This is a genomic window from Tsuneonella mangrovi (assembly GCF_002269345.1).
Taxonomy (GTDB): domain Bacteria; phylum Pseudomonadota; class Alphaproteobacteria; order Sphingomonadales; family Sphingomonadaceae; genus Tsuneonella; species Tsuneonella mangrovi.
This window is the reverse complement of sequence record NZ_CP022889.1, coordinates 2,599,892-2,623,015: the sequence shown is the minus strand read 5'-3', so window position 1 is coordinate 2,623,015 and position 23,124 is coordinate 2,599,892. Positions and strand designations below refer to the sequence as shown.

Annotated in this window: 27 protein-coding genes; 8 read left to right on the top strand and 19 right to left on the bottom strand. The window is 63.1% G+C overall.

Annotation, left to right across the window (positions count from 1 at the left end):
- The first annotated feature begins 78 nt into the window (after nucleotides 1-78).
- On the top strand, nucleotides 79-738 hold the full coding sequence (locus CJO11_RS12760) for a peroxiredoxin (RefSeq protein WP_095013049.1): 660 nt from the start codon (nucleotides 79-81) through the stop codon (nucleotides 736-738).
- On the top strand, nucleotides 731-1,108 hold the full coding sequence (locus CJO11_RS12755) for an ArsR/SmtB family transcription factor (protein WP_095013048.1): 378 nt from the start codon (nucleotides 731-733) through the stop codon (nucleotides 1,106-1,108). Before CJO11_RS12760 ends, CJO11_RS12755 begins: the two co-directional genes overlap by 8 nt.
- A gap of 12 nt (nucleotides 1,109-1,120) precedes the next feature.
- On the opposite strand, the gene trxC is transcribed toward CJO11_RS12755, so the two are convergent.
- From trxC to CJO11_RS12735, 4 genes are read right to left on the bottom strand one after another with little or no spacing between them, the layout of a single operon-like run.
- On the bottom strand, nucleotides 1,121-1,561 hold the full coding sequence (gene trxC / locus CJO11_RS12750; RefSeq protein WP_095013047.1) for a thioredoxin TrxC: 441 nt from the start codon (nucleotides 1,559-1,561) through the stop codon (nucleotides 1,121-1,123).
- Nucleotides 1,558-4,803 carry an efflux RND transporter permease subunit gene (locus CJO11_RS12745; RefSeq protein WP_095013046.1) on the bottom strand — a complete coding sequence of 1,082 codons (3,246 nt, stop codon included), beginning with the start codon at nucleotides 4,801-4,803 and terminating at the stop codon, nucleotides 1,558-1,560. The genes trxC and CJO11_RS12745 overlap by 4 nt, the downstream gene beginning before the upstream one ends.
- On the bottom strand, nucleotides 4,800-5,828 hold the full coding sequence (locus CJO11_RS12740; protein WP_095013045.1) for an efflux RND transporter periplasmic adaptor subunit: 1,029 nt from the start codon (nucleotides 5,826-5,828) through the stop codon (nucleotides 4,800-4,802). The genes CJO11_RS12745 and CJO11_RS12740 overlap by 4 nt, the downstream gene beginning before the upstream one ends.
- A gap of 7 nt (nucleotides 5,829-5,835) precedes the next feature.
- Nucleotides 5,836-6,165 (bottom strand): rhodanese-like domain-containing protein, encoded by a 330-nt coding sequence (locus CJO11_RS12735; protein ID WP_095013044.1) that lies wholly within the window; start codon nucleotides 6,163-6,165, stop codon nucleotides 5,836-5,838.
- Nucleotides 6,166-6,245: 80 nt separating this feature from the next.
- On the opposite strand from CJO11_RS12735, the gene CJO11_RS12730 reads away from it, so the two are divergent.
- From CJO11_RS12730 to CJO11_RS12715, 4 genes are read left to right on the top strand one after another with little or no spacing between them, the layout of a single operon-like run.
- The gene (locus CJO11_RS12730) at nucleotides 6,246-7,526 is read left to right on the top strand and encodes an NAD(P)/FAD-dependent oxidoreductase (protein WP_095013043.1); all 1,281 of its coding nucleotides are present in this window, start codon (nucleotides 6,246-6,248) and stop codon (nucleotides 7,524-7,526) included.
- 16 nt (nucleotides 7,527-7,542) lie between these two features.
- Nucleotides 7,543-7,746, top strand: coding sequence for a YgaP family membrane protein (locus CJO11_RS12725; protein WP_095013042.1), 204 nt, complete (start codon nucleotides 7,543-7,545; stop codon nucleotides 7,744-7,746).
- A 7-nt stretch (nucleotides 7,747-7,753) separates the two neighbouring features.
- Nucleotides 7,754-9,028: a TolC family protein gene (locus CJO11_RS12720; protein WP_095013041.1), complete on the top strand. Its 1,275-nt coding sequence runs from the start codon at nucleotides 7,754-7,756 to the stop codon at nucleotides 9,026-9,028.
- The gene (locus CJO11_RS12715) at nucleotides 9,025-9,405 is read left to right on the top strand and encodes a hypothetical protein (protein ID WP_150125034.1); all 381 of its coding nucleotides are present in this window, start codon (nucleotides 9,025-9,027) and stop codon (nucleotides 9,403-9,405) included. Before CJO11_RS12720 ends, CJO11_RS12715 begins: the two co-directional genes overlap by 4 nt.
- 10 nt (nucleotides 9,406-9,415) lie before the next feature.
- On the opposite strand, the gene CJO11_RS12710 is transcribed toward CJO11_RS12715, so the two are convergent.
- The 15 genes from CJO11_RS12710 to CJO11_RS12640 form a co-directional block, all read right to left on the bottom strand.
- Nucleotides 9,416-9,757 carry an ArsR/SmtB family transcription factor gene (locus tag CJO11_RS12710; protein WP_240504499.1) on the bottom strand — a complete coding sequence of 114 codons (342 nt, stop codon included), beginning with the start codon at nucleotides 9,755-9,757 and terminating at the stop codon, nucleotides 9,416-9,418.
- Nucleotides 9,750-10,190, bottom strand: coding sequence for a biotin/lipoyl attachment domain-containing protein (locus CJO11_RS12705; RefSeq protein ID WP_095013039.1), 441 nt, complete (start codon nucleotides 10,188-10,190; stop codon nucleotides 9,750-9,752). Before CJO11_RS12705 ends, CJO11_RS12710 begins: the two co-directional genes overlap by 8 nt.
- Nucleotides 10,183-10,632, bottom strand: coding sequence for a hypothetical protein (locus CJO11_RS12700; RefSeq protein WP_095013038.1), 450 nt, complete (start codon nucleotides 10,630-10,632; stop codon nucleotides 10,183-10,185). Before CJO11_RS12700 ends, CJO11_RS12705 begins: the two co-directional genes overlap by 8 nt.
- 2 nt (nucleotides 10,633-10,634) lie before the next feature.
- Complete coding sequence (locus CJO11_RS12695; RefSeq protein WP_095013037.1) at nucleotides 10,635-11,573, bottom strand: CoB--CoM heterodisulfide reductase iron-sulfur subunit B family protein; 939 nt, start codon at nucleotides 11,571-11,573, stop codon at nucleotides 10,635-10,637.
- A 9-nt stretch (nucleotides 11,574-11,582) separates the two neighbouring features.
- Nucleotides 11,583-12,323 carry a 4Fe-4S dicluster domain-containing protein gene (locus tag CJO11_RS12690; protein ID WP_095013036.1) on the bottom strand — a complete coding sequence of 247 codons (741 nt, stop codon included), beginning with the start codon at nucleotides 12,321-12,323 and terminating at the stop codon, nucleotides 11,583-11,585.
- A 1-nt stretch (nucleotide 12,324) separates the two neighbouring features.
- Nucleotides 12,325-13,191: a hypothetical protein gene (locus tag CJO11_RS12685; RefSeq protein WP_095013035.1), complete on the bottom strand. Its 867-nt coding sequence runs from the start codon at nucleotides 13,189-13,191 to the stop codon at nucleotides 12,325-12,327.
- Nucleotides 13,192-13,195: 4 nt separating this feature from the next.
- Nucleotides 13,196-14,242 (bottom strand): FAD-dependent oxidoreductase, encoded by a 1,047-nt coding sequence (locus tag CJO11_RS12680; protein WP_095013034.1) that lies wholly within the window; start codon nucleotides 14,240-14,242, stop codon nucleotides 13,196-13,198.
- Nucleotides 14,239-15,627, bottom strand: coding sequence for a heterodisulfide reductase-related iron-sulfur binding cluster (locus tag CJO11_RS12675; protein ID WP_095013033.1), 1,389 nt, complete (start codon nucleotides 15,625-15,627; stop codon nucleotides 14,239-14,241). The genes CJO11_RS12680 and CJO11_RS12675 overlap by 4 nt, the downstream gene beginning before the upstream one ends.
- 11 nt (nucleotides 15,628-15,638) lie before the next feature.
- On the bottom strand, nucleotides 15,639-16,400 hold the full coding sequence (locus tag CJO11_RS12670; protein WP_205651079.1) for a 4Fe-4S dicluster domain-containing protein: 762 nt from the start codon (nucleotides 16,398-16,400) through the stop codon (nucleotides 15,639-15,641).
- A gap of 10 nt (nucleotides 16,401-16,410) precedes the next feature.
- A complete protein-coding gene (locus CJO11_RS12665; RefSeq protein WP_095013032.1) occupies nucleotides 16,411-16,791 on the bottom strand; it encodes a DsrE family protein in 381 nt (126 codons plus the stop codon).
- A 79-nt stretch (nucleotides 16,792-16,870) separates the two neighbouring features.
- Nucleotides 16,871-17,572, bottom strand: a complete 702-nt coding sequence (locus tag CJO11_RS12660) for a type 1 glutamine amidotransferase family protein (protein WP_095013031.1) — start codon at nucleotides 17,570-17,572, stop codon at nucleotides 16,871-16,873.
- The gene (locus CJO11_RS12655; RefSeq protein WP_095013030.1) at nucleotides 17,569-18,630 is read right to left on the bottom strand and encodes a lipoate--protein ligase family protein; all 1,062 of its coding nucleotides are present in this window, start codon (nucleotides 18,628-18,630) and stop codon (nucleotides 17,569-17,571) included. Before CJO11_RS12655 ends, CJO11_RS12660 begins: the two co-directional genes overlap by 4 nt.
- Nucleotides 18,630-19,922 carry a radical SAM protein gene (locus CJO11_RS12650; RefSeq protein ID WP_095013029.1) on the bottom strand — a complete coding sequence of 431 codons (1,293 nt, stop codon included), beginning with the start codon at nucleotides 19,920-19,922 and terminating at the stop codon, nucleotides 18,630-18,632. Before CJO11_RS12650 ends, CJO11_RS12655 begins: the two co-directional genes overlap by 1 nt.
- 30 nt (nucleotides 19,923-19,952) lie before the next feature.
- Entirely contained in the window at nucleotides 19,953-20,984 is a 1,032-nt protein-coding gene (locus CJO11_RS12645) for a radical SAM protein (protein WP_095013028.1), read from the bottom strand.
- Between the two features lie 62 nt (nucleotides 20,985-21,046).
- Nucleotides 21,047-22,117, bottom strand: a complete 1,071-nt coding sequence (locus CJO11_RS12640) for an arginase family protein (RefSeq protein ID WP_276271155.1) — start codon at nucleotides 22,115-22,117, stop codon at nucleotides 21,047-21,049.
- Between the two features lie 251 nt (nucleotides 22,118-22,368).
- Here CJO11_RS12640 and dsrE2 point away from each other — a divergent pair, with 251 nt between their 5' ends.
- Together dsrE2 and CJO11_RS12630 are read left to right on the top strand one after the other, a co-directional pair.
- The gene (dsrE2, locus tag CJO11_RS12635; RefSeq protein ID WP_095013026.1) at nucleotides 22,369-22,869 is read left to right on the top strand and encodes a sulfur carrier protein DsrE2; all 501 of its coding nucleotides are present in this window, start codon (nucleotides 22,369-22,371) and stop codon (nucleotides 22,867-22,869) included.
- Between the two features lie 18 nt (nucleotides 22,870-22,887).
- A complete protein-coding gene (locus tag CJO11_RS12630) occupies nucleotides 22,888-23,115 on the top strand; it encodes a sulfurtransferase TusA family protein (RefSeq protein WP_095013025.1) in 228 nt (75 codons plus the stop codon).
- Nucleotides 23,116-23,124 lie beyond the last annotated feature (9 nt).

The window sequence follows — 23,124 nt, the reverse complement described above, 5'->3', positions numbered from 1 at the left end:
CATTCCTAATTAAAAATTGTAAGTAATAATGTATATGTCTTGCGTCAAGCGAACGGCTGGCTTAACCTGCGGACGATCATGAACGAATTTGCCAGCCAGACTACTCCTGCGCCACCCCTTCGGATCGGCGATGTCGTACCGCGCTTCACCGCGCGCAGCACGCAAGGTCCGATCGACCTTGGCGACTACGACGACCGGTGGGTCGTGCTGTTCGCCCACCCGGCCGATTTTACTCCGGTATGCACCAGTGAATTCGTCGCGCTTGCGAAGGCCCAGGCGGAGTTCGAGGCGCTTGGCTGCACCCTGATAGGGCTGTCGGTCGACAGCCTGTTTTCCCACTTGGCGTGGGTTCGCTCGATCTACGACATGACCGGATTCGAAGTGACTTTCCCGATCGTGGAAGACCCGACGGTCGAGATCGCCCGCGCCTACGGGATGGTCGGCGGCGATGCGGCCGATGCGACCGGCGTGAGAACAACCTACTTCATTTCCCCGGGCGGGGTCCTGCGGGCTTCGATCTGTTATCCTTCGAACGTCGGACGCTCGATTCCCGAAATGCTGCGATTGCTGAAAGCGCTGCAGCTGGCCGATCGCGACGACGCGCTGGTCCCGGCGGACTGGCAGCCCGGCGGCAATCTTTTGCAAGTGCCCGGTGAGACCACCGATGGTTTGTTCGCGAGTTCGACCGCGAGCGAATGGTTTTACAAGCCAGCAAAGCCGGGAAACGCCAATGGCTGAACCGATCGATCGCGATTTCGACGGCAGCGCCGAAGTGCTGCGCGCGGTGGCCCACCCGGTGCGCCTGCAGATCCTGTGTGCGATCAAGGACGAGCCGCACTCGGTCAGCGAAATCGAGGAAGCCACCGGGATCGCCCAGCCCGGGCTTTCGCAACAGCTGGCAATCCTGCGCAAGGCCTCGCTGGTGATTACCCGGCGCGACGGGAAGAAGATCTACTACCGGGTCGACCGCGACCAGATGCTCGGCGCGAGCGACCTGCTCGATGCGCTGGCCGGTACTGCGTTCGACGCCCACCGCGAGCGTCCGTCGGGACGCCCGGCGAGCAGCGGCAGCGCCGCGACTTTCGCCCGCATCCTCAGCCGGAACTGAAAGCGATTTCGGTCAACCGGCGGGCAGGGCCTGCCGGATCCACTGCACGATCACGTTTTGCGGCATCGCGCCCGCTTGCCGCGCGACCTCCCTGCCCCCGGAAAACACGGCCAGCGTCGGGATCGAGCGGATCGCATGCTGCGCCCCTGCCGCCTGTTCGGCCTCGGTATCGCATTTGACGCAGACCGCTTGCCCACCCAATTGCGCGGCCGCAGCGGCATAGGCAGGTGCCATCGCACGGCACGGCCCGCACCACGGAGCCCAGAAGTCGACCACGACCGGCACGTCCGACCGGGCGATCATCTTCGCCAGGACCGCTCCGCCGACCGACGGCGGATCGCGCGGCGTCAAGGCCGCCTTGCACTTTCCGCAAACCGGGCCTTCGCCCAGCCGCGTGGATGGCACGCGGTTTGCTGCACCACACGAAGGGCAAATCAGGATTTTCGCGCTCATTCGCTCGCCTCCTCGGGGAACAGCGTCAGCGGGCGGCCATCGTCGCGCAGGACGACGTAGATCGCCGGGATCACCAGCACCGTCAGGATGGTCGAACTGGCAAGGCCGAACAATAGCGAGATCGCCAGCCCCTGGAAAATCGGGTCCGTCAGGATTACCGCCGCGCCGATCATCGCCGCCGCCGCGGTCAGCACGATCGGCTTGAAGCGGATCATGCCGGCTTCGAGCAGCGTGTCGCGCAGTGATTTCTCAGGCGTTCGCGCGTGGCGAATGAAATCGACCAGCAGGATCGAATTGCGCACGATAATCCCCGCAAGCGCAATGAAGCCGATCATGCTGGTAGCGGTGAACGGTGCCCCGAACAGCATATGGCCGAGCACGATCCCGACCAGTGTGAGCGGGATCGGCGTGAGGATCACCAGCGGGATCTTGAAGTTCTTGAACTGGCCGACGACCAGCACGTAGATCGCCAGCAGCGCGACCATGAACGCCGCGCCCATGTCGCGGAAAGTGACCCAGGTGATCTCCCATTCACCGTCCCACAGCAGCGTGGTGTGCTGCTCGTTGGTCGGCTGGCCATGCAAGCTGATTTCCGGCTTTTCCAGGCCGTGCTTCGTCCAGTCGAAATTGTCGATCGCCTTGTCGACCGCGAGCATTCCGTAAATCGGCGCTTCGTAGCGTCCGGCAAGGTCAGCCATGACCATCGTCGCGCCGCGCCCGTCTCGGCGATAGATCGACTCACCGCCCTTGGCGTTGGTCACGTCCACCACCTGGTCGAGGCGGATCAGTTGCGGTCCGCCCGGCCCCTGCATCGCCGCCACCGGGGTCGCGCCCAAGCCCTGGCTCCAGCTACGCTGTGACTGGTCTAGCCCGATCTGGATCGGCAGCGGCATCCGGCCCATCCCTTGCGGCGCGTATCCGACCGTCTGGTTGCCCATCAGCGCGCCGATGCTGTCATACACCTGCCGCTGCGACAGGCCGTAGTAGTCGAGCTTGCTGCGGTCGGGATTGATCCTGAGTTGGGGCACCGCCTGCCCGAAACTGTTGTCGACATCGACGATGAACGGGATCGACTTGAAAATCTTCTCGACTTGCAGCGCGGTCGCCCTGCGCACCGCTTCGTTGGGGCCATAGATTTCCGCCAGCAGCGTCGCCAGCACCGGTGGACCGGGCGGCGTTTCGACGACCTTGATCGAGGCACCCGGCGGCAGCGGGATCGCTTCGGCAAGCTTCTTGCGCAGCGCGACCGCGATCTCGTGGCTCGACTGCGACCGGTCGCCCTTGGGATAGAGCGTCACCATCAGATCACCCATCCACGGCTTGTCGCGCAGGAAATAGTGCCGCACCAGCCCGTTAAAATTGAACGGCGCGCTGGTCCCGGCATAGGCTTCGAGCGATTCAACCTCGGGGAAGCTACGGGTGACCGATCCCGCGCGCTCAAGCACGCCGCTGGTCGTCTCGAGGCTGGTCCCTTCGGGCATGTCGACCACGAGTTGGACTTCGGACTTGTTGTCGAACGGCAGCAGCTTCACCGTCACCGCCTTGAAGTAGAACATCGAGCACGCGACAAGCGTCGCCACCCCTACCCCGATCAGGAACCGGCGAGCGGTATTGCGGTCGCGGATGACCTTGGCAGCGACCCGCCCGTAGAGCGCGCCAATCTTGCCGCCATGCGAATCCTCGTGCTCGTGGCTCGAAAGCGCGGTGCGCGCAAAACGGATCATCAGCCACGGCGCGATGATCACCGCGACAAAGAAGCTGAACACCATCGCCGCGCTGGCGTTGATCGGTATCGGTGCCATGTAGGGGCCCATCAGGCCAGACACGAACAGCATCGGCACAAGCGCGGCGACCACCGTCAACGTAGCGATGATCGTCGGGTTCCCGACTTCGGCCACCGCTTCGATCGCCGCCTGCCTGCGGTCACGGCCATCATTCATCGCCCAGTGCCGCGCGATGTTCTCGATCATCACGATCGCATCGTCCACGAGGATGCCGATCGAGAAGATCAGCGCGAACAGGCTGACGCGGTTGATCGTGAAGCCCATCACGTTGCTGGCGAACATCGTCAGCAGGATCGTGGTGGGGATGACGATCGCGGTCACACCCGCTTCGCGCCAGCCGATGGCAAACCCGATCAGGATGACGATCGAGATCGTCGCCAGCGCGAGGTGGAACAGAAGCTCGTTGGCCTTCTCGTTCGCAGTCTCGCCGTAGTTGCGGGTGATGCTGACCTTCACGCTGCTCGGGATCAGCGGCCCTTCGAGCTCGTGGATCCGCTCAACCACTGCATCAGACACGTTGACCGCGTTCGAGCCGGTGCGCTTGGCGATCGCGAGGCTCACCGCCGGGGCGGAATTCCACGCGTCGTCCTTGCCGTCGCGCGCCCATTGCCACACGCGGTGCTGGTACTGCGTCTGCCCTTCGACGACTGTCGCCACGTCTTTCAGGTATACCGGCGCGCCGGTGATCGAGCGGACCTGCAGGTCGCCGACTTCTTTCGCGGTTTTGAGCGTTTGCCCCGCCATCACCGTAGCCGCTTCCCCATTCTCCCGCACGGTGCCGACAGGGAAGCTGCGATTGGCCTGGCTCGCCGCCTCGATCACGCTACCGAGCGGCACGCGGTTGGCGGCAAGTTTCGCCGGATCGGGAACGATGCGGATCGCTTGCTGCTGCCCGCCGACAATGAACGTCAGCCCGACATTTTCGACTTTGGCGACTTCGGTCTTCAACCGCTCGGCGAGTTCATAGAGCGCCTGGTCGTTCCACTTGCCCGGAGCGCCGGGCTTGGGGCTGAGCGTGAGCACCACGATCGGCACGTCGTTGATCCCGCGGACGGTCACTTGCGGTGGCGGTATGCCGACCGGAATCCGGTCGATATTGGCCTGGATCTTCTCCTGGACACGGGTCGAAGCATCGTCGGCATCGGAGCCGACCTTGAACCGCGCGGTGACCATCACGCCGTTGTCCTCGGCCTGGGTGTATACGTGTTCGACCCCGTCGATCGACTTGACGATCGTTTCCAGCGGCTTGGCCACCAGTTCGACCGCGTCGCTCGCCGAAAGGCCCGGCGCAGCGACACGAATGTCGACCATCGGCACGCTAATCTGCGGTTCTTCCTCGCGTGGGATCGTCATCGTTGCGATGATCCCGACGAGGATCGCCGTGAGCAGGAACAGCGGTGTCAGCGGGGAATTGATCGTCGCCCGGGTCAGCCGGCCGGAGATGCCCAGATCGCTCACCCGGCGTCCCCGGGGAGCGGCTTGAGCAACGTTTCGCCTGCGGCGACCCCGGACAGGATTTCGACCTTGCCGGCCTCGCCCGAAGGCGCGGTCTGCACTGGCACGGTCGCGGGCTCGCCGCTCTTGGGCTTCACGGTTACGTAGTCGACCCCGAAGCGCGTCGCGATGTAGTCGGCGGGTACGACCAGCGCCTTCTGTGCGCCGCTGTCGACCTCCGCCGCAAGCCGCCGTCCGATTAGCTTCGCATCAATGCCCGCCACATTGGCATCGGCCCGAACCTGCCCGCCGCTGACGGCAGGATAGACCTTGGCAATTGCGCCGGTAAGCACTTGCCCATCCTCGCCGGTCACGCGCACCGCGCTGCCCGGATGGATCTTGGTCGCAAGCGATTCGGGAATATCGAGCCGCAACACGACCGGGCCCGAAGTGACGATGGCGATCACCATCCCCGGCGCGACCGGGGAGCCTGCCGGAATATCTGCAGCCAGCACCCGGCCGGTCGCCGGGGCAAGCACTGCGCCCTGCCCCGCAACTGCACCGACAGCCTTTTGCTGCTGGCGCGCAGCGTTGACTTGCGCCTGCGCAGCGCTGGCAGCGGCCTGCGCCTGTTCGAGCCGCGCCTTGGCATAAACCTCGTTGTCGTAGAGATACTTGGAGCGTTCGAGCTCCGCCTGCGCCTGCGCCGCTTGTGCCTGTGCGGCCGCGGCTTGCGCGCCGTAGGCTCCGGCCTGGTAGCCCAGCTGGCTATCGACGATGCGGCCGATCACCTGACCCTTCTTGACGTAGTCGCCGTCGGTCACCGAAAGCGAGGTCAAAACGCCCTGAATGCGCGCCAGCGCCTTGGCCTGGTCGACAGTCGAGACTTCCGCACTCACCGAGGTCCAGTTCGGCACATCGAGCTGGCGCAGGACCAGCGACGGGCGCTGGGTCGCATTTCCAATTGGCGTGGCTCTCTCGTCCGCGCCGCCGCACGATGCCAGCGCAAGTCCGGCAGCCAGTGCAATCAGGGTAAAAGACTTGTGCATCGCGAACCTATCGCTCGATCGGGAGACCTGCGCGGTTCCACGCACCCATCCCCCCTTGCAGGTGCGCATCTGCGACCTCGTCGGGGCACATCTTAAGGGCTTTGGCCGAGCGGACTCCCCCCGCACAGTTGAGCACTATGGTCCTGCCCTTCGCATCGGGCAACTGGGAAGGGTCGAACCGTGAGAGCGGCAGGTTGATCGCTCCGGGAATATGGCCAGCGGCGTATTCGCCCGGTTCGCGCACGTCCACGACCACCGCCCGCTTGTCGAGCACCATGTCGTGGAGCACGCCCGGGGCGATATCGCGGATGGCCTTGGACTTTCCGAATCCGAACATTTTGAACCTTTCGATTATTTACTTGCCCATATCGTGTATATGTTTTAGCAGTCAAGCTTCAAATCGCGAGGAGAGATGTCATGGCTGAGTCGCACGTCGTCGTGCTCGGAGCAGGCCTTGGGGGGACCATCGCCGCTTACGAAATTCGCGCTGCACTGAAGGGGAAGGCGCGCGTTACCGTGGTCAACAAGGGGGATGACTACTGGTTCGTCCCTTCGAACCCGTGGGTCGCGGTCGGCTGGCGCGAGCCCGAGGCGATCCGGGTCAACCTGCCCCCGATCATGGCCAAGCAGGGTATCGGCTTCAATGGCTCTGGCGCGACGCGAGTCCACCCGGACGAGAACCGCATGGACCTCGGCGACGGCACCTCGATCGATTACGATTATCTTGTAATTGCAACGGGTCCCGACCTCGCATGGGATGAGATCGAAGGCTTCGGCCCCGAACGCAACACCGTCTCGATCTGCGAGACCGCCAGCGCCGCACAAGCCCACGCCAAGTTCGAAGAACTATGCGCCAATCCGCGCCCGATCGTGGTCGGTGCGGCGCAAGGTGCCAGTTGCTACGGTCCGGCATACGAGATGGCGATGACGCTCGACACCGCGCTCAAGCGGCGCGGCATCCGCCACAAGGTGCCGATGACCTTCGTCACGCCCGAACCCTATATCGGCCACCTCGGCCTGGACGGGGTGGGCGACACCAAAGGCATGCTCGAAAGCGAAATGCGTGATCGCCACATCAAGTGGATCACCAACGCCAAGGTCGCCAGCGTCGATGAAGGCACGATCCACATGGTCGAGGTCAACGAAGACGGTAGTGAGAAAAAGACCCACGACCTCGATTTCGGCTGGTGCATGCTGATGCCGCCGTTCCGCGGCGTGCCCGCACTGATGGGGCTCGAAGGACTCGTCAACCCGCGCGGCTTCGTGATCGTCGACAAGCACCAGCGCAATCCCAAGTACCAGAACGTGTTCGGGCTCGGCGTGTGCATCGCGATCCCGCCGACCGGGCCGACCCCGCTGCCGGTGGGCGTACCCAAGACCGGGTTCATGATCGAAAGCATGGTCACTGCGGTCGCGGAAAACCTGAAAGAGCTCCACGCAGGACAGGAGACGACCCACGAAGCGACGTGGAATGCGGTGTGCCTCGCCGACTTCGGTGACGGCGGCGTGGCCTTCATTGCCAAGCCGCAAATTCCCCCGCGCAACACCAACTGGGCGTCTGAAGGCAAGTGGGTCCACTTGGCTAAGATCGGCTTCGAAAAGTACTTCCTGCGCAAGGTGCGCAAAGGCCAGAGCGAACCGTTCTTCGAAAAGCTCGCGATGCACGCAATGGGCATCAAGAAGCTGGAAATGAACTGAAAAAGGAGACCAGGAAATGAATCTCGATCGTGCCGTACTCGCCTTTGCCGGTATCGTGGTGCTCGTGGGTGCCGTGCTGTCGGTTACCGTCAATCCGTGGTGGATCGCGCTGACGATCTTCGCCGGGCTCAATATGCTCCAGGCAAGCTTCACCGGGTTTTGCCCGGCGGCGATGATCTTCGCAAAGTTTGGCGTGAAGGAAGGCTGCGCTTTCCGCTGAGAATTCGATGCACAGACCGCTGATTTCCCTTGCCGCGCTCTCGGCGATTGCACTCGCGCAACCCGCGTCCGCGCAGTCGCTCGACGAGACGCTGGCAGCCGCCATCGCGCATTCACCGGCACTTGAGGCCGCGCGTGCGCGGGAGGACGCTGCCGACGCCACCGTCGCCCAGGCGCGCGCGGAACGCGCCCCTTCCGCCAGCGTGCAAGGACAGATCGGGTGGGGGCGGATCGATCCGCAGGGCTTTTTTGCCTTGCCCGCCGACAACGTCGAGCCGCGCGCGGCACAGGTCGGGATCGAGCTACCGCTCTATACCGGCGGACGCGTGAACGCGGCGATCGACCAGGCAAAGGTCGGCCAGCAGATCGCCGCCATCGGGGTCGATGCCGCAATGCTAGACCTGCGGCTGCAAGTGATCGCTGCCTATACGCAGGCCGTTGCCGCGAAGCGCGAAGTCGCCAGCTACAGCGCGATGGCCGAGATGCTGCAGGAAGTGCTCCGCAACGCCAGGTTGATGTACAAGGTCGGCTCGGCCACTTCGACCGATGTAGCCCAGGCCGAAGCGCGGTTGGCAGAGGCACAGGCGGGCCTCGCCGGAGCGAGCGGCAACCTCAAGGCGGCAGAAACGCAGCTGGAGGGGCTGGCAGGGCAGCCAGTCTCCCCTGACGATGCCTTGCCCCCTGCCCCGCCGGTTCCGGCCTCGTCCGACCAGGCCGCGCAGATGGCGGTCGCGAGCAACCCACAGCTGGCGCAGGCCCGCAAGGCAGCGGAAATGGCCGACGCGGGGGTCCGCTCGGCCAAGGCGGACCGCATGCCGACGATCGGCGCCTATGCCGAGGCATCGACCGTACGCGACCAGTTCTTCCCCGGGTACAAGGCCGACAGCGCCAGTGTTGGCCTGCGCGGGCAATGGAAATTCTTCACCGGTGGCCGGGTTGGCGCGAAAGTGTCCAAGGCCGAAGCCGATGCCCGCGCCGCAGCTGCCGATGCCCGGCTCGCCGAGCAAAACGTGAAAGTGCAAGCAGTGCAAAGCTACGAAGCCGTGCAGGCTGCGCGGGCAATGGTCGTCGCCACCGAGAAGCGCGCCGCCGCGACCCAGAACGCACTGCGCAGCACGCAGTTCGAAGTAAAGGCCGGGGCCAAGCCGCAGCTCGCCCTGCTCGACGCATCGCGCGAGGCATTGTCTGCACAAACCGCCCGCATCCGTGCGGAAGGAAACCTGTTGTCCGCCGCCTACACGCTGCGTAGCGTGACCGGGATGGACAGCAAGGCAGGCTCGTGACGCAGGATCGCCAATCGGCCGAAATGGACCGCACGCTCGCGCTCGAGACCTATCTCGAAGCGATCGCCGACAATGCGGAGAGCTATTTTCAGAGCCACCTGGCAAAGGAAGATCTCGCCAAAGTCCAACGCCTGAAAGGCATGGCGATCGAAAGCGACGATCTCGCCCAATTGCAGCACGATGCACTCTACATCGGGTGGACACCCGGAGACCTGCGCACCGGGGAGCTGAAAGAGCAATTGTTGCCGCTGATCGCAGCGATGCACGCAGCGGTCCGCGCGCAGGCGAGTGAAGCCGAGTCAGCCGATGCTGCGCTGCTCGATGCGTGGAAGGTGTTTCACGAAGCGCGGATCAAGGTGCTGATCCATTGCCTCTAGGAGGCGCGCGTCAGTCGATTTCGCAGTCCGCGCAGTAAATGTCGTAGAGCGTGTGGACCACGCGCTCGGCCTCTTCACTGGCGAGCGAGTACCACACGAACTGCGATTCGCGCCGGGTCTTCACCAGCTTCTCACGTCGCAGGATGCTGAGATGCTGCGACAGCGCCGACTGCGAGAGCTCGATCCGCTGCGCTAGCTCACCGACCGACATTTCCTGCTGTGACAGCAGGCACAGGATCATCAGCCGCGACTCGTTGGCCATCGACTTGAGCAGGCCGGTAGCCTGCGTGGCATTCTCCTGCATCCGCTCGAGCGGTAGTTCCACTTTCGACTTGTCCCGTCCGTCAGCCACCGCAGCCTTCGAAACCGTCGGCGGCCATCTTTGCCTCGTATGGCCCGGCAACCTCGCTGCCGGGAGTGAGCTGGCCCTTTACGCCATCCCAGTCGTCCGGCGCAAGGATCACCATCCAGTTTGCGTAAGGATCGGCGTTGGCAAGGTTCGGCTGGGCGACCAATGCCTCGTTTACCGCCACGATCTCACCACCTGCCATTGTCTTCGCAGGGCCGACCCACTTGCCGCTTTCGACGATCGCGCAGGACTTGCCCGGTTTGATTTCCTTACCGACTTTCTTGGGCGTGAATGCGACGAGTTCGCCCGCCAGCGCGGTCGCGACCGCGGTCATCCCGAGCTTGATGTTGCCGTCGCCTTCTTCCTTGATCCAGATGTGGTTTTCCACATCGTAGAGCAGGTCGTCGGGCAGGTTGCATCCGCGTACGTTAGGCATGATCGGCTCCCAAGGGTTCGACGGTGTCGTCAGGTGTCATTCGGCGCGGGCGGGACGAACAGCAAAAATCCCCCAACCCCGCTTCCTGCAGCTTTCCGCCGATAAACAGCACGAGATGCTTTGTCACGAGGCGCATCATCGCGATCGTGGTGGCATCGTTGTCCGCATTTTCGGCGTAGCGAATGAGATTGTAATGATACGCCAGTTCGCGGCAGGTTTCGCGGCAGGCATTGAAACTGGGATCGCCCTTTGCGCCCTGTCGATGCAGCGCGAGCAGGCGGAACCCTTCGCGCGTGTCGCGGGTCGGCTTCCCGCCGTGCGCCAAGATCCAGTTCTCCAGCACTTCCTCGCCCGCGACGAGCAGCTGCTCGGCATGACCGAGCGCTGTCGGCACGCGTTCACCCGAATTGAGCCACTGCTCGATTTCGGTGATGCTGCGCATCGTCAGACGATCCCCTTCGCTTTCAACAGCGGGATCGACTGCGAAACGTTGGCGTTGAGCCCGACCTTTCGCGGTGAAAGCCCCATCGCGAGGCCGAGCAGCTGGGTGAAGTAGATCACCTTGACGTTGGTATCCTTCGACAGCCGCTTGAGCGCACGGATCTGGTGCATCTCCAGCCCCGAGTGGCAAGTCGGGCATTCGGTTGCAATCACTTCCGCACCCGCCGCTTCCGCCGCCTCGAGGATATTGAGCACCAGCTTGGTCGACATGTCCGAATCCGACAGCGTGTGCGCCCCGCCGCAGCACGCGGTCTTGAGCGGGAAATCGACGTTCTCCGCCCCGGCAACCGCCAGCAGGTCGTCCATGTAGTGCGGCTTCGTCAGGCTCTCGCTGTCGCCGCCCTTGCCCTTCTCCGGAAAGATGTGGCGCGGCCGGGTGTACATGCAGCCGTAGTAGTTGGCGATCTTCAGGCCCTTGAGCCCGCCCTTGATCTTGGCCTTGAGCTCTTCCTCGCCAAAGCCCCACTTGATCCAGTCAAGCGCGTGGATCGTCTCGATCTCGCCCGGCTGGTAGGCTTCGTGCCCGGCCTTGGCGGAGATTTTCTCCACCACTTCCTTCGACTTCGGCTTCTGCGCGATGTCGTGTTCGGCCTTCTTGAGGTTGTGGTAGCAGCCGTTGCACGGTGCCATCACCACGTCGGCCTTGTTCTTGTGCTTGGCCTGGCTCATCACCCGCGAAGAGAGATAGGTCTGCACTTCGGGATCGATGTTCTTGACCTCCATCGCACCGCAACAGTTCCAGTCCTTCACGTCGACCAGTTCGAGGCCGAGCTTCTTGCCCACCGCGCGGGTGGAAATATCGTACGGCTGGCCCGACCCCTCCAGCGCGCAGCCGGGGTAGTAGGCGACCTTCTTGTACCGTTCCTTGCGGGTATCGTGCATCGCCCGTCCTTACTCTGCCGGTTCGAGGCCCAGCGCCTTGCGCGCATCGGCCTTTTCTTCTTCGATATGGCTCTTGATAGCGTCGCGCGCTTTCGACCAGTCGCTGGTCTTGGGCTTGAACACCGTGGCCATCCCCATCTTGAGGAGCGCAAACACCGGGAAGCCGGCAACCATCTGCTTGACCAGCTGAACCAGCCAATCCTGCATCAGCGGCTGCTTGGTTTCCTTGAGGAACTCCATCAGCACTTCGCCGTCTTCGATCTTGCCGCGCTCGACCACCTGGCCGGTGAAGATCTCGTCGAACACGGTAGAGTTCGTCTTCTCGGTATAACCCTTCATTTCCAGCCAGTGCGCGGTCGCCTTCATCACCCCTTCGGGCACGACGTCGCGCGGACAGGCGCTGGTGCACTTGTTGCAGCTGACGCACTGCCAGATGATGTCCTTGTCGCGGACCAACTCGCTCTCCATCCCCATGCGGATCAGGTAGATCCAGTAACGCGGGTTGAAGTCGGGGTTTTCGGCGTTGACCGTGCAGCTGTTGGTGCACGATCCGCATTGCCAGCAACGGTGGATGTACTCCCCGCCGGGCAGCGCCGCGATTTCGTCCTGCAGGTCTTCGTTGTAGTCGGTCACCACGCGGCTGCGGATGAAGGTCGACCAGTCACCTGAAACGTCGATCCCGTCGATCACGAGGTTTTCGTGCGTCTCGAGGTTTTCCGGGCGGATCAGGCTCTTTTCGTGAATGGGCATGTTATGCGTTCCCGAGCAGGCGCGAGGTGGTCATGATGTCGGACAGGTCGATATCGTCGCTGTCGCGATCTTCGTCATCGGAGGCGGTCTTGGGCTTGCCGCCGTCGAGCCCGAGCAGCCGCAGCACGAACAGGAAACTGTCCTGCTCGGAAGCGAAGTCGGCCTTGAGGAAAGCACCGCCCTGCGAAGCGATGTAGCCGGCGTAGACCTGCGCGCAGAGCAGGTCGACGTAGCACGGCACGTCGCGGAACACGCCGTTGTCGGTCAGGTAGCCCGACAGCTCCTCGCGCAGCTTGAGGAAGGTTGCGTAAGTGTCGGGCACGTCGATCATCATGTTGTCGACGTCTTCGGCAAACCAGATCTCACGCAGCACGCCCGAGTTCGCCTTGTGGTCCCACAGCCAGCGGGTCATCAGCGGGTAGAGTTCGCGGTTGGTGTTGTGGAGGATTTCGCACGCCAGGTCGCGGACCCAGCGATAGCGTTTGCCGCTCGGGAAATGGGTCTGGAAGCGTGCAATGCGTGCATCGGCATCGCCTTCTTCGAGCAGCTCGCAAACCGCCGCCTTCAGCGCGAGGAAGTCCGAACCTTCGGTGTAGTTGGCCGCGCGGCGACGAACGGTCGGCAGGAACATCAGCAGCTTGATAAACCGCTCGGGGGTCAGGTCCTTGCCGCCATTTTCAAGCGCGTCGCCGAACAGCGAGACCTTGAGGTTGATCGCCTCGACGATCTTCTCGATCCCGCCGTGCCGCTCCGACGCGGCAAGCAGCCCCGAAAGCGCACCCGACAGCGCCTCGCCATCGAGGTCGAGCCGGATCGCGAGGTCTTCTTCCCCCGGATGGTAGCCCGACAGATGTGCGCGCGCCGCCACGATCCTATTCGGCCGCTACGGCCGGCGGAGCGAGCGAGCCAAGCACCGACATTGCCGCTGCGGTGCCCTGCGCGATCGAATCGTCGATCGTTTCCGGGCCCGTCGCAGCGCCGGCAACGAACACGCCTTCGCGGTTGGTCGCGCCCATCACGCCGTAGGTGTTCTCGCGCTTGATGAAGCCCCAATGGTGGAGGTCGACCCCGAACACGCTCGACAGCAGCATGTTGTCGACGTTCGGGTCCATCCCGATCGCGTGCACCACCATATCGAACGGGATCGTGATCGGGCGCTTGACGAGGGTGTCCTCGCCCTTGACGATCACCTTGTCACCGTCGCTGGTCACTTCGGCGATACGCGCCTTGATGTACTTGACCTTGTGTTCTTCCTGGCTGCGCCAGTAGATTTCTTCGTAGAGCCCGAAGGTGCGGATATCCATGTAGTAGATGTAGACGTGGCAATCCGGCAGTTCCTCGCGGATTTCCATGCCCATCTTGGCCGAAACGGTGCAGCAAATCTTGGAGCACCATTCGCGCCCGATCTGGCGATCGCGGCTACCCACGCACAGCAGGATAGCGACGCGCTTTGGCGGCTCGCCGTTCGAGGGACGGCGGATGCCCTTGCCGCTCGAGATCATCTGCTCGACCTGGGTCGTGGTGACGACATCGGGGAAGAGGCCGAAACCCCATTCGGGCTTATTGACGCTGTCGAAGTGGGTGAAACCGGTGGCAAGGATCGCCGCCGCGGCTTCCACCGTGTCGCCGGTCGAAAGCTTGGCGGTGAAATTGCCCGGTTCGCCGGAAAATTCGGTCACGGTCGCTTCGGTCACGACCTTGACGTTGGGGCTATTCACGACGCGGTCGACCATCGGCCCGATCGCGTCCTTTGCCCACTCGAAGCTCGGGGCCAGCTTGGCATAGCCCGAGAGGATCGGCGCGCCGCCCAGCCGGTCGGCCTTGTCGACCAGGGTTACTTGTTGCCCGGCGATCGCCAGCGAATGCGCGGCGGCCAGGCCGGCGGGACCGCCGCCGACAACGAGAATGGATTTGCTCACGGCTGCGCCTCAATTGCTGTGCGTTTTTCTGGCGGAATGTAGCCCGGGCCACCGGTGATGCGGCGGCGCGGATCGTAAAGGTTGTCCTGCTGGCCCTTCTCGACGAGCTTGAGGTAGTCCTCGAACTCGGCCTTCCGGGCCTGCCAGTCGATCCCCATCTTCTCGAACAGCCGCTCCATCGGCGATGCGTGCCAATGCGATTGGACGATCTTGTAGGGGTGCGCGCCGCAGGCGAGCGCCGCGAACTGGATGTCTGCGATAACCGGCAGCGAATAGTCCCTACCGGCATTGCGTTCGTCGGCCTTGGCGATCCACTGGTTCTTGTCGAGCGTGGTGATGCAGCCGGTGTCGTGGCCGATCATTACGTCGGAATGCGCCTCGTCGACCGCCACCTTGATCTTGCGGTCGATCGCGAAGCTGCGGGTGAACTCGCGCTCCGAAATGATGTGGCGGAAGCCGAAGCCGCAGCAATCGTACCACGTCGAATAGTCGATCACCTGCGCACCAAGGTCCTGCACGATGCCAGTGGAAACGGCGACACGATTGCCGTCGAGCACTTCGTCATCGTAGATCACGTCCTGCGGGATCATCTTGTAGACGTGGCACGCCGGGTGGATCGTTGCGCGCACGTTCGACACGTCGAACACCTGCCGTGCCGCGATGTCCTTGCGCATCGCGTGGACCCACTCCGAATAGTGGACGATCTCTTCGGGAATCAGCAACTTGCCGTCAACCAGCCGGTCGAGCTTGCCGAGGATCTCGGTCACCTTCTCGCGCAAGGTCGCGCTCAGCAGCAGGTACTCGCGGATTTCCTTGTAGTTGCCGAACGACGTGCCGCAGTGGACCAGCGGATAGTAGTATCCTTCGGGCAGCCCTTCCGCCTTGGCCGAGACATAGGCCTGGTGGAAATTGCGCAGGAACACCGCCGCGAGGCTGACGACGTTGCCGATGCCCGAACCGTGATAGTTCCACGCGGTGCAGCTGGTCTGGTCGGTCTCGTCGAGATAGGGGATGTCCATCTCGTTCATCATCCACAGCAGCGCCGTGGGATAGCCCGGGATGTTACCGCACTGGCCGCACGATTTGTGATGCCACAGCTGGCGGGTAGGGATCTTCTTGTCCCATCCATACAGCGTCTTGGCGATGCGCGGCGCGTGCTGGTCCTCGATCCGGTGGACCTTGATCTCGCCCTCTTTCTCCAGCTGCCACATCACGTCGCGGATATCGTGGACGCGATCCTTGTTGGTCAGCATCGAGCGCTTGTCGATCTTCGCTTCGACCCAGCTTGTCGCCTGCGCCGCATCGGCGGCGGAGAGGTTCGAATCGCGCCATTCCGACCCGTGGCCGGTGAAGCGCTCTCCGTCATTTCCCGTGGGGGTGGACATCACCTGTCTCCTTAATCCTCGTCGTCCTCATCTTCCTGGTCTTCGAGGAAGTCGTCCCATTCGTCCCGTTTCTCGTCCATGATGTCTTCGATCACGTCGAACAGGTTCTCGTCGATCGTCTCCAGCTGGTCGAGCACGCCCGATTCTTCCCAGATGGTATAGAGTTCGACCGAGGTCTTGAGGTTGGTTTCCCACGCCGTCTTGATGGTGTTGAGCGTGGGCATCGGGATCGCTTTGCGCAGCACCTGGAGCGGCGCGTCGATCTTGGAAATGTTGGGGCCCCAGTCGCCGAAGTGATCGGGGTTGATCATGTCCGGCGACAGCTGGTTGCCGGTCGAAATCAGCTTGAGCATCACCCGGCTGAACGGGCGCAGCACGCTCTTGGCGCTTTCCATCCCGTGCTTGATCGCAGTTTCGCGCATCAGCATCACAAGACCGCCCGGCGAATTGCCGAACGGGCACCGCGCCGCACAGGTATAGCATTGCGCGCAGGACCAGATCTTCTCCTGCATCGCATCGTAGATGCCTTCGAGATTCTCGGTCCACAGCAGCTGGACGATCTCGCGCGGGCTGAAGTCGTAGTAATGCGCAGCAGGGCAGGTGGCAGTGCAGATGCCGCAGTTCAGGCAACCGTTGAGCTCGTGATCGAAGCGCAGGTCCGCCTGGATATCGTCGAAAATCTCCTGCAGCGTGTCGCGGTCGATTTCCTCGATCCCCTCGACGGGATCGCCGATGTACTTTTCGACCCGGGTGGAAGTGTGAACCGCGCCCATCGCCCCGCCCTCAGTAGCTCAGCACCTTGACGTCGTCTTCTTCCATCACCTGCTCGATCAGGTAGGCACCGCCGACGATTTCGCTGCACTCGGGGATCAGGTCGTCCTTGCCCATGTCGAACAGGTCGAGGTTCGGCGAGCAGCAGAGGAACTTGACCCCGGCATCGTGCGCGTCCTTGATAAAGTCATAGACGGTCTTGTCCGATCCTGGCTTGACCACGAGGCTTTCAGCCACGCCCTTCTTCATCAACTTGCCCGAAGTCGCCGTGCAGATGACCTCGACTTCGTATTCCATCGCCGCGGCGACAGTCGCCTGGAAGATCGGCGCACCGAGTTCCTCCCCGTTTGACGGGTCGGTATTGGCCATGATGATTAGCAGCTTGTCGGCCATTCGGCTCTCTCCTGTTGGTGGCCCGTTTTCGGGTTCCTGACGGGCATCATATTAGGATATTCTAATTAAGCAAGAGAGGTCAGCCCTCTTCGCGCATCCATCCTGTCAGTTTCACGATCCCGGTCATGATCGGCACCAGCGCGTCGCCGATGGAATTCTTTTCCAATCCCAACCGGTCGAGCGAAGGTCCTGAGTTTTCAGGTACTTCCTCGAACTCCATGATCAGGTCTTCGGCCATCGCGCGCTTGAAGCCGGGGTGCCCGGTGAACCCGAACACCGTTTCGCCGATCTGGAATGCCGCCGGACGACCGGCGCTGTCCTGAGCCAGGATGGTCGCGAAATCAGGCGGGACGGGGCGATCGCGCATATAGACGGGATTGATCCAGCTTTCGGGCATGAACCCGGCGAGTGCGTCTTCACGCACCCGATTCGCTGGCTCGACGGTGAATGCGAGCGGCGCCGCCTCGACCGATCCGTCGCACGCCAAAGCAACGATCTGGGCACCGAGACCGATACCGATCGTGGGGATCCCGCTCATGAAGCACGCCCGCGCGAGCGCCACTTCTTCCGCCAGCGTTGGCACGTCGCGCCCGCCTGCACTGCCCCACGGGCCGCCGCCGAGCAGGATCAGCCCGTCGCCGACATGATCGAACGGAGGTATCTTGCCCGCCTCGGTGAACGGGCGGTGGTAGTGGAAGCGAATCCGCCTCCCTTCGAGATGATCCTCGATCAGCCCGAGGTAGTCGGCCGAGGTGTGCTGGATGACAGTGAGTTGCTTCACGCCGGAAGGCAGGCGGCGTCGAGCACAGCGGCAGAGAAATCCGCTGCGGAAACGCCAAGCATCGACGCCCCGGCGCTTTCGAAGAATTCGGCGGTCTTGCGCTCGATATCGGCCAGCTGGCTGCCGCGCAGGTGCGATTCAAGATCGAGCACTGCGCGCGGCGGGGTCACAAACACGTCGCCCACGAACAGCACTTCGCGGATGCGCGCATCCTGCTTGCCGTCAACCCTGACGTAGGCGGTCAGATTGCGGCCAGCGTTCTGGCCGGTCAGCACGCCCGCTTCGCGCGCAGGATCGCATATCTCGGTGACAAATTCCTCCGTGCCGATTTCCTCGGTATAGGCTTTGTCGGCCAGTTCCTGTTCGTGCGCGGTCAGGGTACCGTCGACCGTATCGATGCCGAGTGTTTCGGTGAGACCTTCGATCAGCACCTGCTTCACCCGGTCGAGCGACGGCATCGTGCCGAGCTCCGCCTTGAGCGAGGTCACCCGCGCACCGGCATCGGCCAGCTGGCGCTTCGCCAACTTGGCTTGCGGAACATTGAGAACCGCCATCATCGCCGCCGGATCGAGGTCCAGGATCACGGTGCCCTGGAAAATCAGGATATTGCCGTCGAAGAATCCGCCGGTACCCGAGACCTTGCGCCCCTCGATCTCGATATCGTTGCGCGGGCGGAACCGGGCATCGACGCCCAACTTGGAAAGCCCCGCAGCGATCCCGGTGCAGATTTTCTCGGTAACATCGGCGAGCGTAACCTGCCCGAACGCGCGCTTGTCGCACACCAGCGCCCAGCCCAGCTGGCCGCCATCCATGAAAATCGCCCCGCCGCCGGTCATTCGCCGCACGGTCTGCACTCCGCGTGCGGCACAGGCATCGAGGTTGAGCTCCTGCGCAAGGTCCTGGTGCCGCCCGACCAGCGCGCACGGCTCGAACTGGATAAAGCGGATCGTATCTTCGATCTCGCCTGCCAGCCGCGCTTCGATCATTGCACTGTCGAGCGCAATGTTCTCCCGGCCCGTACGAACCCCGGTATCGACGACCCGGAAACGCGCCGCCATCAGAGGCTCTCGAATTCCTCGCCCGGGGTATATTCCTCACCCGGACGAACCCGGCCGAGCTGGGTGCGAATCTTCTTCAGGTGCGCACCCTCGGGCTGGAACGGATAACTGGCGATGTCGGACACCGGGCTGTCGCCATAAGGCCGGTCGCACGCCGAAATATCTTCCTGGAACTTGCCGGGACAGCCGCTGGTGCGGAATGCGATACCGGCATCGATGATCGCGTCGACTTCGCCCGAGGGCAGGCCGAAATCGACCACCCGGCCTTCGCCGTCGAACTTCATCTGGTCGACCCGCACGCCGCAATAGTCGATCATGTAACGCGCCAGCTGGACCCGCCGCCACTGGTCGCGCGGGGTTGCCGGCAGGTGGTCCATCAGGCTGCCCTTCTCGGGATAGAAGCAGAACATGTGGCTGTGCCCGCCCATGTCGACCAGCTGCTGAACGAGAGTCAGCGACTCGAACTCGGTTTCACCCATCCCGACGATGATATGCGCCCCGAACTTCTTCGGCCCGAAGATGTCGCGCGCGGCATTGAGGATTTCCCAGTACTTGTTCCAGTTGTGCGGGCTCTGCACACCCTTGCCGCGGGTCCGGTCGAAGATTTCCGGGGTCGCCGCATCGAGCGCGACGGTGAAGATGTCCGAGCCCATGTCCCTGAGCTTCTGCACGTCCGCGCGCTGCATCGTGGTGGGGTTGGAGAGGATCGAGACCGGAATATCGTCGGGCGAGACGTGGTCGGTCCAGGTCTTGAGCACGGTAAACGTGTCCTCGTCCGACTTCGGGTGCGTAATCATCGAGATGCACATCCGGTGGAACGGACTCTTCGCCCCGTCACGCCCGACAATCTCGGCGATCTGCGCCATCGGTACCGCCGGCCAATCGACGCGAATGAAGTTGCGGTCGGCATAGTCGCGGTCGGCCTCGCGGTGGCGCGCCAGCCCGCAGTAGGCGCAGTTGGCGCGGCAGCCTTCCGGATAGGTCAGCAACAGGTTCAGGCAGCGGGTGCACGAACAGCCGTGCATCGATCCCGGCATCAAACCCAGCGTCATCGCCGCGGCCGTGCTGATCTGCACGTATTCGGGCGAGGTCATGTTGGGGGTCTGGATATTGTTGTTGGGCAGGTAGACACCCTGCGGAGCGGCATTGGCCGTCTTTACCCGCCCGCCGTTGCGCAGCTCGGGCGAGATAAAGTCCGGCACGCGCGGCTGCATCGCCACCGCCGCGTTGAAATCCGCACCATTGGCGCCCGAAGAGGAAGGCTGGGCGGTTTCGTTCTTGAGGCAGCTCATTGGCGGATGTCTCCCAAAGTCATCGTCGTGTCACGCCGCACAGGCGACGCGGCTGGTGGTATCGGCCCCGGTCTGGCCAAGCTTGATCGAACAGCAGGCGTGCTCCTGCTCGAACGGGCGCCCGATCGCGCTGGCGACCGCAACGGCACCGTCGGCCGGGAAAGCGATCCCGTCGAGCCCTGCCATCACGGCGTAGGCATCGGTCACGCGCTTGTGCATCCCCGGCGGGCGGGCGCAGCCGAGCAGGACTTTCTTGTCCGCCAACCGGGTGCGCGATTCGAGGAAAATCCTGCCGACATCGCTGGTCGAAGGTGTCTTGAAGGTGCCCGGTTTGGCGTAAAACGGCATGATCACTACCAGCACCAGCGCGGTCACGTCATAGCGCGAGATGATGTCGAGCGCGTTCGCTTCTCCGCGAATCTCGCCATAGTGCAGCCCGACGACAATATGCGGAGTCACTTCCATGCTGGTCGATGTCAGCGCCGCCAGCGTGGCCTCGAAATCCTCCACCGGGCGATCGAGCTTGTAGACCTCGTTGATCGTCTCCTGCGCGCCGATCACGTCCATCATCGCGGTATCGACCCCGGCGCTTTCCATGCTCTTGGCCAGCGTCTCGTCGAGCAGCGCGGTATGGATCGCGACCTTGAGGTGCGGGAACTCGTTCTTGAGCCGCTCGACCACCGGCAGGAACCGCTCGTAGCGGATCTCGTTGCGCTTGTTCGACCCGCCCGACAGCAGGAACCCCTGCAGGTTCTGCAGCATGATCAGGTCGCGAACCTTCTGTTCGAGCATGTCCGGGCTGGTCGCCGGGATCATCGGCTCGAGGATCTTCTTCTGGCAATGGTCGCAATTGAGCGCGCAACCGCCTGCCGTGATCGAAAACGCGGGGAATGAATTCTTGCCGCACCCCTGCAACTCGTCGCTCTGGTATTCCTTGAAGGTCGGGGTGGAAAAGCGGATCGACCGGTCGAGCGTTGCGCCCGCGCGATGTTCCATCGCCGCGACCAACCCGGCATCGAACACCGCATCTTCCAGCGGTTCGATCGCTTGCAGTCGTTCCATCCAGCGCAACGATCTCTCCCTTTCGCTCTTCAGGCGTTCGGTCGGTTATACATTAGCTTTCCCTAATGTATAGGCCCGGCTGCATCTTCGACCGCGAAATGCACACTTGCCAACGCAGCAAGGCGTTCCGCAACCTCGGGCCTGACCGATGAGACATGCGGCGGGTCGGCCAGCCGGTCGAGCCAGTACGGTTCGAGCTCGTCCTCATCGACCAGGTCCGACTCGAAACCTGCCAGCAGCGTAAGCGCCTCGTCGGGCAATGTTTCGGGAAATTCGCGACCGGACAGCACTCCCCACAGGCCCGCCCAGCAGCGCACCGTGGTCCACGGGTTGTAGCCGCCCCCGCCCAGCACGACGGTCGGCAGGTCGAGCGCGCAGAGATCGAGCACAGCGCTCCACAGCGCCCGGTTGCTCAGCTCCATATGCGACAGCGGATCGCCGTGGAGCGCGTCCGCCCCGCAGGTGATGACGATCGCTTTCGGGTCGAATCGCTCGGCGAACGGCATCACGAGTTGGCGCATTGCGGCGGCGTATTCGCTGTCGGTGACGCGCTCCGGCACCGGCACATTGAGCGCTCGTTCGCCCTGTTCGCCCAGCGTGCCCGTATTAGGCCAGCGATCTTCCTCGTGGATCGAGACGCAGGCGACCCGCGCATCACCGACAAAGGCATCGAACACCCCGTCGCCGTGGTGTGCATCGACATCGACATAGAGCACCCGCTCGAGCCCCGCGTCGAGGAACGCGAGGATCGCAAATGCCGGATCGTTGAAATAGCAGAACCCGCTCGCCCGGTCGGGTCGGCCGTGGTGGGTGCCGCCTGCGGGGTGGAACGCCACCTTGCCTTCGAGCGCCAATTGCGCCGCAAGCATCGAACCGCCGACGGTCGACGCGGCGCGCTCGAACAACCCGGCGAAGATCGGATTTTCCATCGTCCCGAAACGGTAGGTTTCGCGCTCGTGACGGGTGACGCTGCCTCGCTCGCTCGCCGCCTTCAACGCACCGACATAGGGTGCCGCATGCAGCCGCCTGAGCGTTTCGGGCGTGGCTTGCGGCGCGGTGCGGCAAACCTGGGGCGGCAACCATCCGAGCGCGCGGCAGAGCGCCTCGACAGCACCTTGTCGGGTGTAGGACAGCGGATGATTCGTTCCGAACGACGGGCGGGTATAGATCTCCCCCCCGACATAGATCGCCGGCCGACCGGTCGAAGCGAAGTCAGCGATGGATCCCCTCCCGCATTCCCGGTTTCCACACAGGCCGTGGTGCCTTTTTGCGGCCCGATGGACAAGCCAATCGGCTTGGTATAGTTTCGCTCATTCTAATATAGCAATCGCTAATGACAGTGATAAGAATACGGGTACGCAGCTGACCAGCGGGAGATGGAATTATGGCCGAGGCCGACCTGAACAACGCCAAGCGGATGACGATTATCTGCACCAAGGGCACGCTAGACTGGGCCTATCCCCCCTTCATCCTCGGCACCACCGCAGCGGCGATGGACGTCGAAGTGACGATGTTCTTCACGTTCTACGGGCTTGGCCTGCTGGAAAAGGACCTCGACCTCAAGGTTTCCCCGCTCGGCAACCCGGCGATGGAAATGCCGATGATGGGAATGCACATGGGCATGCCCAACCTCGTCGGGATGCTCCCGGGCGTGACCGGCGGAGCCACCGCGATGATGAAGAACATGATCAAGAAGAAAGGCGTCGCCTCGATCGAAGAACTGCGCGAAGCGGCGGTCCTGTCCGATGTGCGGATGATCGCCTGCCAGATGACCCTCGACCTGTTCGAAAAGAAGAAAGAGGACATGATCGACGGCATCGAAATCGGTGGCGCGGCAACCTGGATGGAGTCCGCGCTCAAGTCCGACATCAATCTGTATATGTAATTGGGGAGAAACGCAGAAATGGCCGATGAAACACTCGACGCGAAGGGGCTCAATTGCCCGTTGCCGATCCTGAAGGCGAAAAAGGCGCTCAAGGAACTTGATAGCGGCCAGACGCTGGAAATCCTCGCGACCGATCCCGGCTCGGTGAAGGATTTCGAAGCTTTTTGCCGCACCACAGGCAACAAGATGGTCGAAACCGAAGAAGGCGATGGCCTCTATCGGTTCGTGATCGAACGGGTCGCCTGACCGGCACTG

Bases quoted from the DNA above. Each gene is read 5' to 3' on its own strand.
- CJO11_RS12755 (WP_095013048.1), top strand. From the start codon at position 731: ATGGCTGAACCGATCGATCGCGATTTCGACGGCAGCGCCGAAGTGCTG.
- CJO11_RS12650 (WP_095013029.1), bottom strand. From the start codon at position 19,922: ATGAGCTGCCTCAAGAACGAAACCGCCCAGCCTTCCTCTTCGGGCGCC.
- CJO11_RS12700 (WP_095013038.1), bottom strand. From the start codon at position 10,632: ATGCGCAGCATCACCGAAATCGAGCAGTGGCTCAATTCGGGTGAACGC.
- CJO11_RS12735 (WP_095013044.1), bottom strand. From the start codon at position 6,165: ATGTTCGGATTCGGAAAGTCCAAGGCCATCCGCGATATCGCCCCGGGC.
- CJO11_RS12695 (WP_095013037.1), bottom strand. From the start codon at position 11,573: ATGCACGATACCCGCAAGGAACGGTACAAGAAGGTCGCCTACTACCCC.
- CJO11_RS12665 (WP_095013032.1), bottom strand. From the start codon at position 16,791: ATGGCCGACAAGCTGCTAATCATCATGGCCAATACCGACCCGTCAAAC.
- CJO11_RS12720 (WP_095013041.1), top strand. From the start codon at position 7,754: ATGCACAGACCGCTGATTTCCCTTGCCGCGCTCTCGGCGATTGCACTC.
- CJO11_RS12630 (WP_095013025.1), top strand. From the start codon at position 22,888: ATGGCCGATGAAACACTCGACGCGAAGGGGCTCAATTGCCCGTTGCCG.
- dsrE2 (WP_095013026.1), top strand. From the start codon at position 22,369: ATGGCCGAGGCCGACCTGAACAACGCCAAGCGGATGACGATTATCTGC.
- CJO11_RS12705 (WP_095013039.1), bottom strand. From the start codon at position 10,190: ATGCCTAACGTACGCGGATGCAACCTGCCCGACGACCTGCTCTACGAT.
- trxC (WP_095013047.1), bottom strand. From the start codon at position 1,561: ATGAGCGCGAAAATCCTGATTTGCCCTTCGTGTGGTGCAGCAAACCGC.
- CJO11_RS12670 (WP_205651079.1), bottom strand. From the start codon at position 16,400: ATGGGCGCGGTTCACACTTCCACCCGGGTCGAAAAGTACATCGGCGAT.
- CJO11_RS12690 (WP_095013036.1), bottom strand. From the start codon at position 12,323: ATGCCCATTCACGAAAAGAGCCTGATCCGCCCGGAAAACCTCGAGACG.
- CJO11_RS12655 (WP_095013030.1), bottom strand. From the start codon at position 18,630: ATGGCGGCGCGTTTCCGGGTCGTCGATACCGGGGTTCGTACGGGCCGG.
- CJO11_RS12675 (WP_095013033.1), bottom strand. From the start codon at position 15,627: ATGTCCACCCCCACGGGAAATGACGGAGAGCGCTTCACCGGCCACGGG.
- CJO11_RS12725 (WP_095013042.1), top strand. From the start codon at position 7,543: ATGAATCTCGATCGTGCCGTACTCGCCTTTGCCGGTATCGTGGTGCTC.
- CJO11_RS12645 (WP_095013028.1), bottom strand. From the start codon at position 20,984: ATGGAACGACTGCAAGCGATCGAACCGCTGGAAGATGCGGTGTTCGAT.
- CJO11_RS12740 (WP_095013045.1), bottom strand. From the start codon at position 5,828: ATGCACAAGTCTTTTACCCTGATTGCACTGGCTGCCGGACTTGCGCTG.
- CJO11_RS12730 (WP_095013043.1), top strand. From the start codon at position 6,246: ATGGCTGAGTCGCACGTCGTCGTGCTCGGAGCAGGCCTTGGGGGGACC.
- CJO11_RS12760 (WP_095013049.1), top strand. From the start codon at position 79: ATGAACGAATTTGCCAGCCAGACTACTCCTGCGCCACCCCTTCGGATC.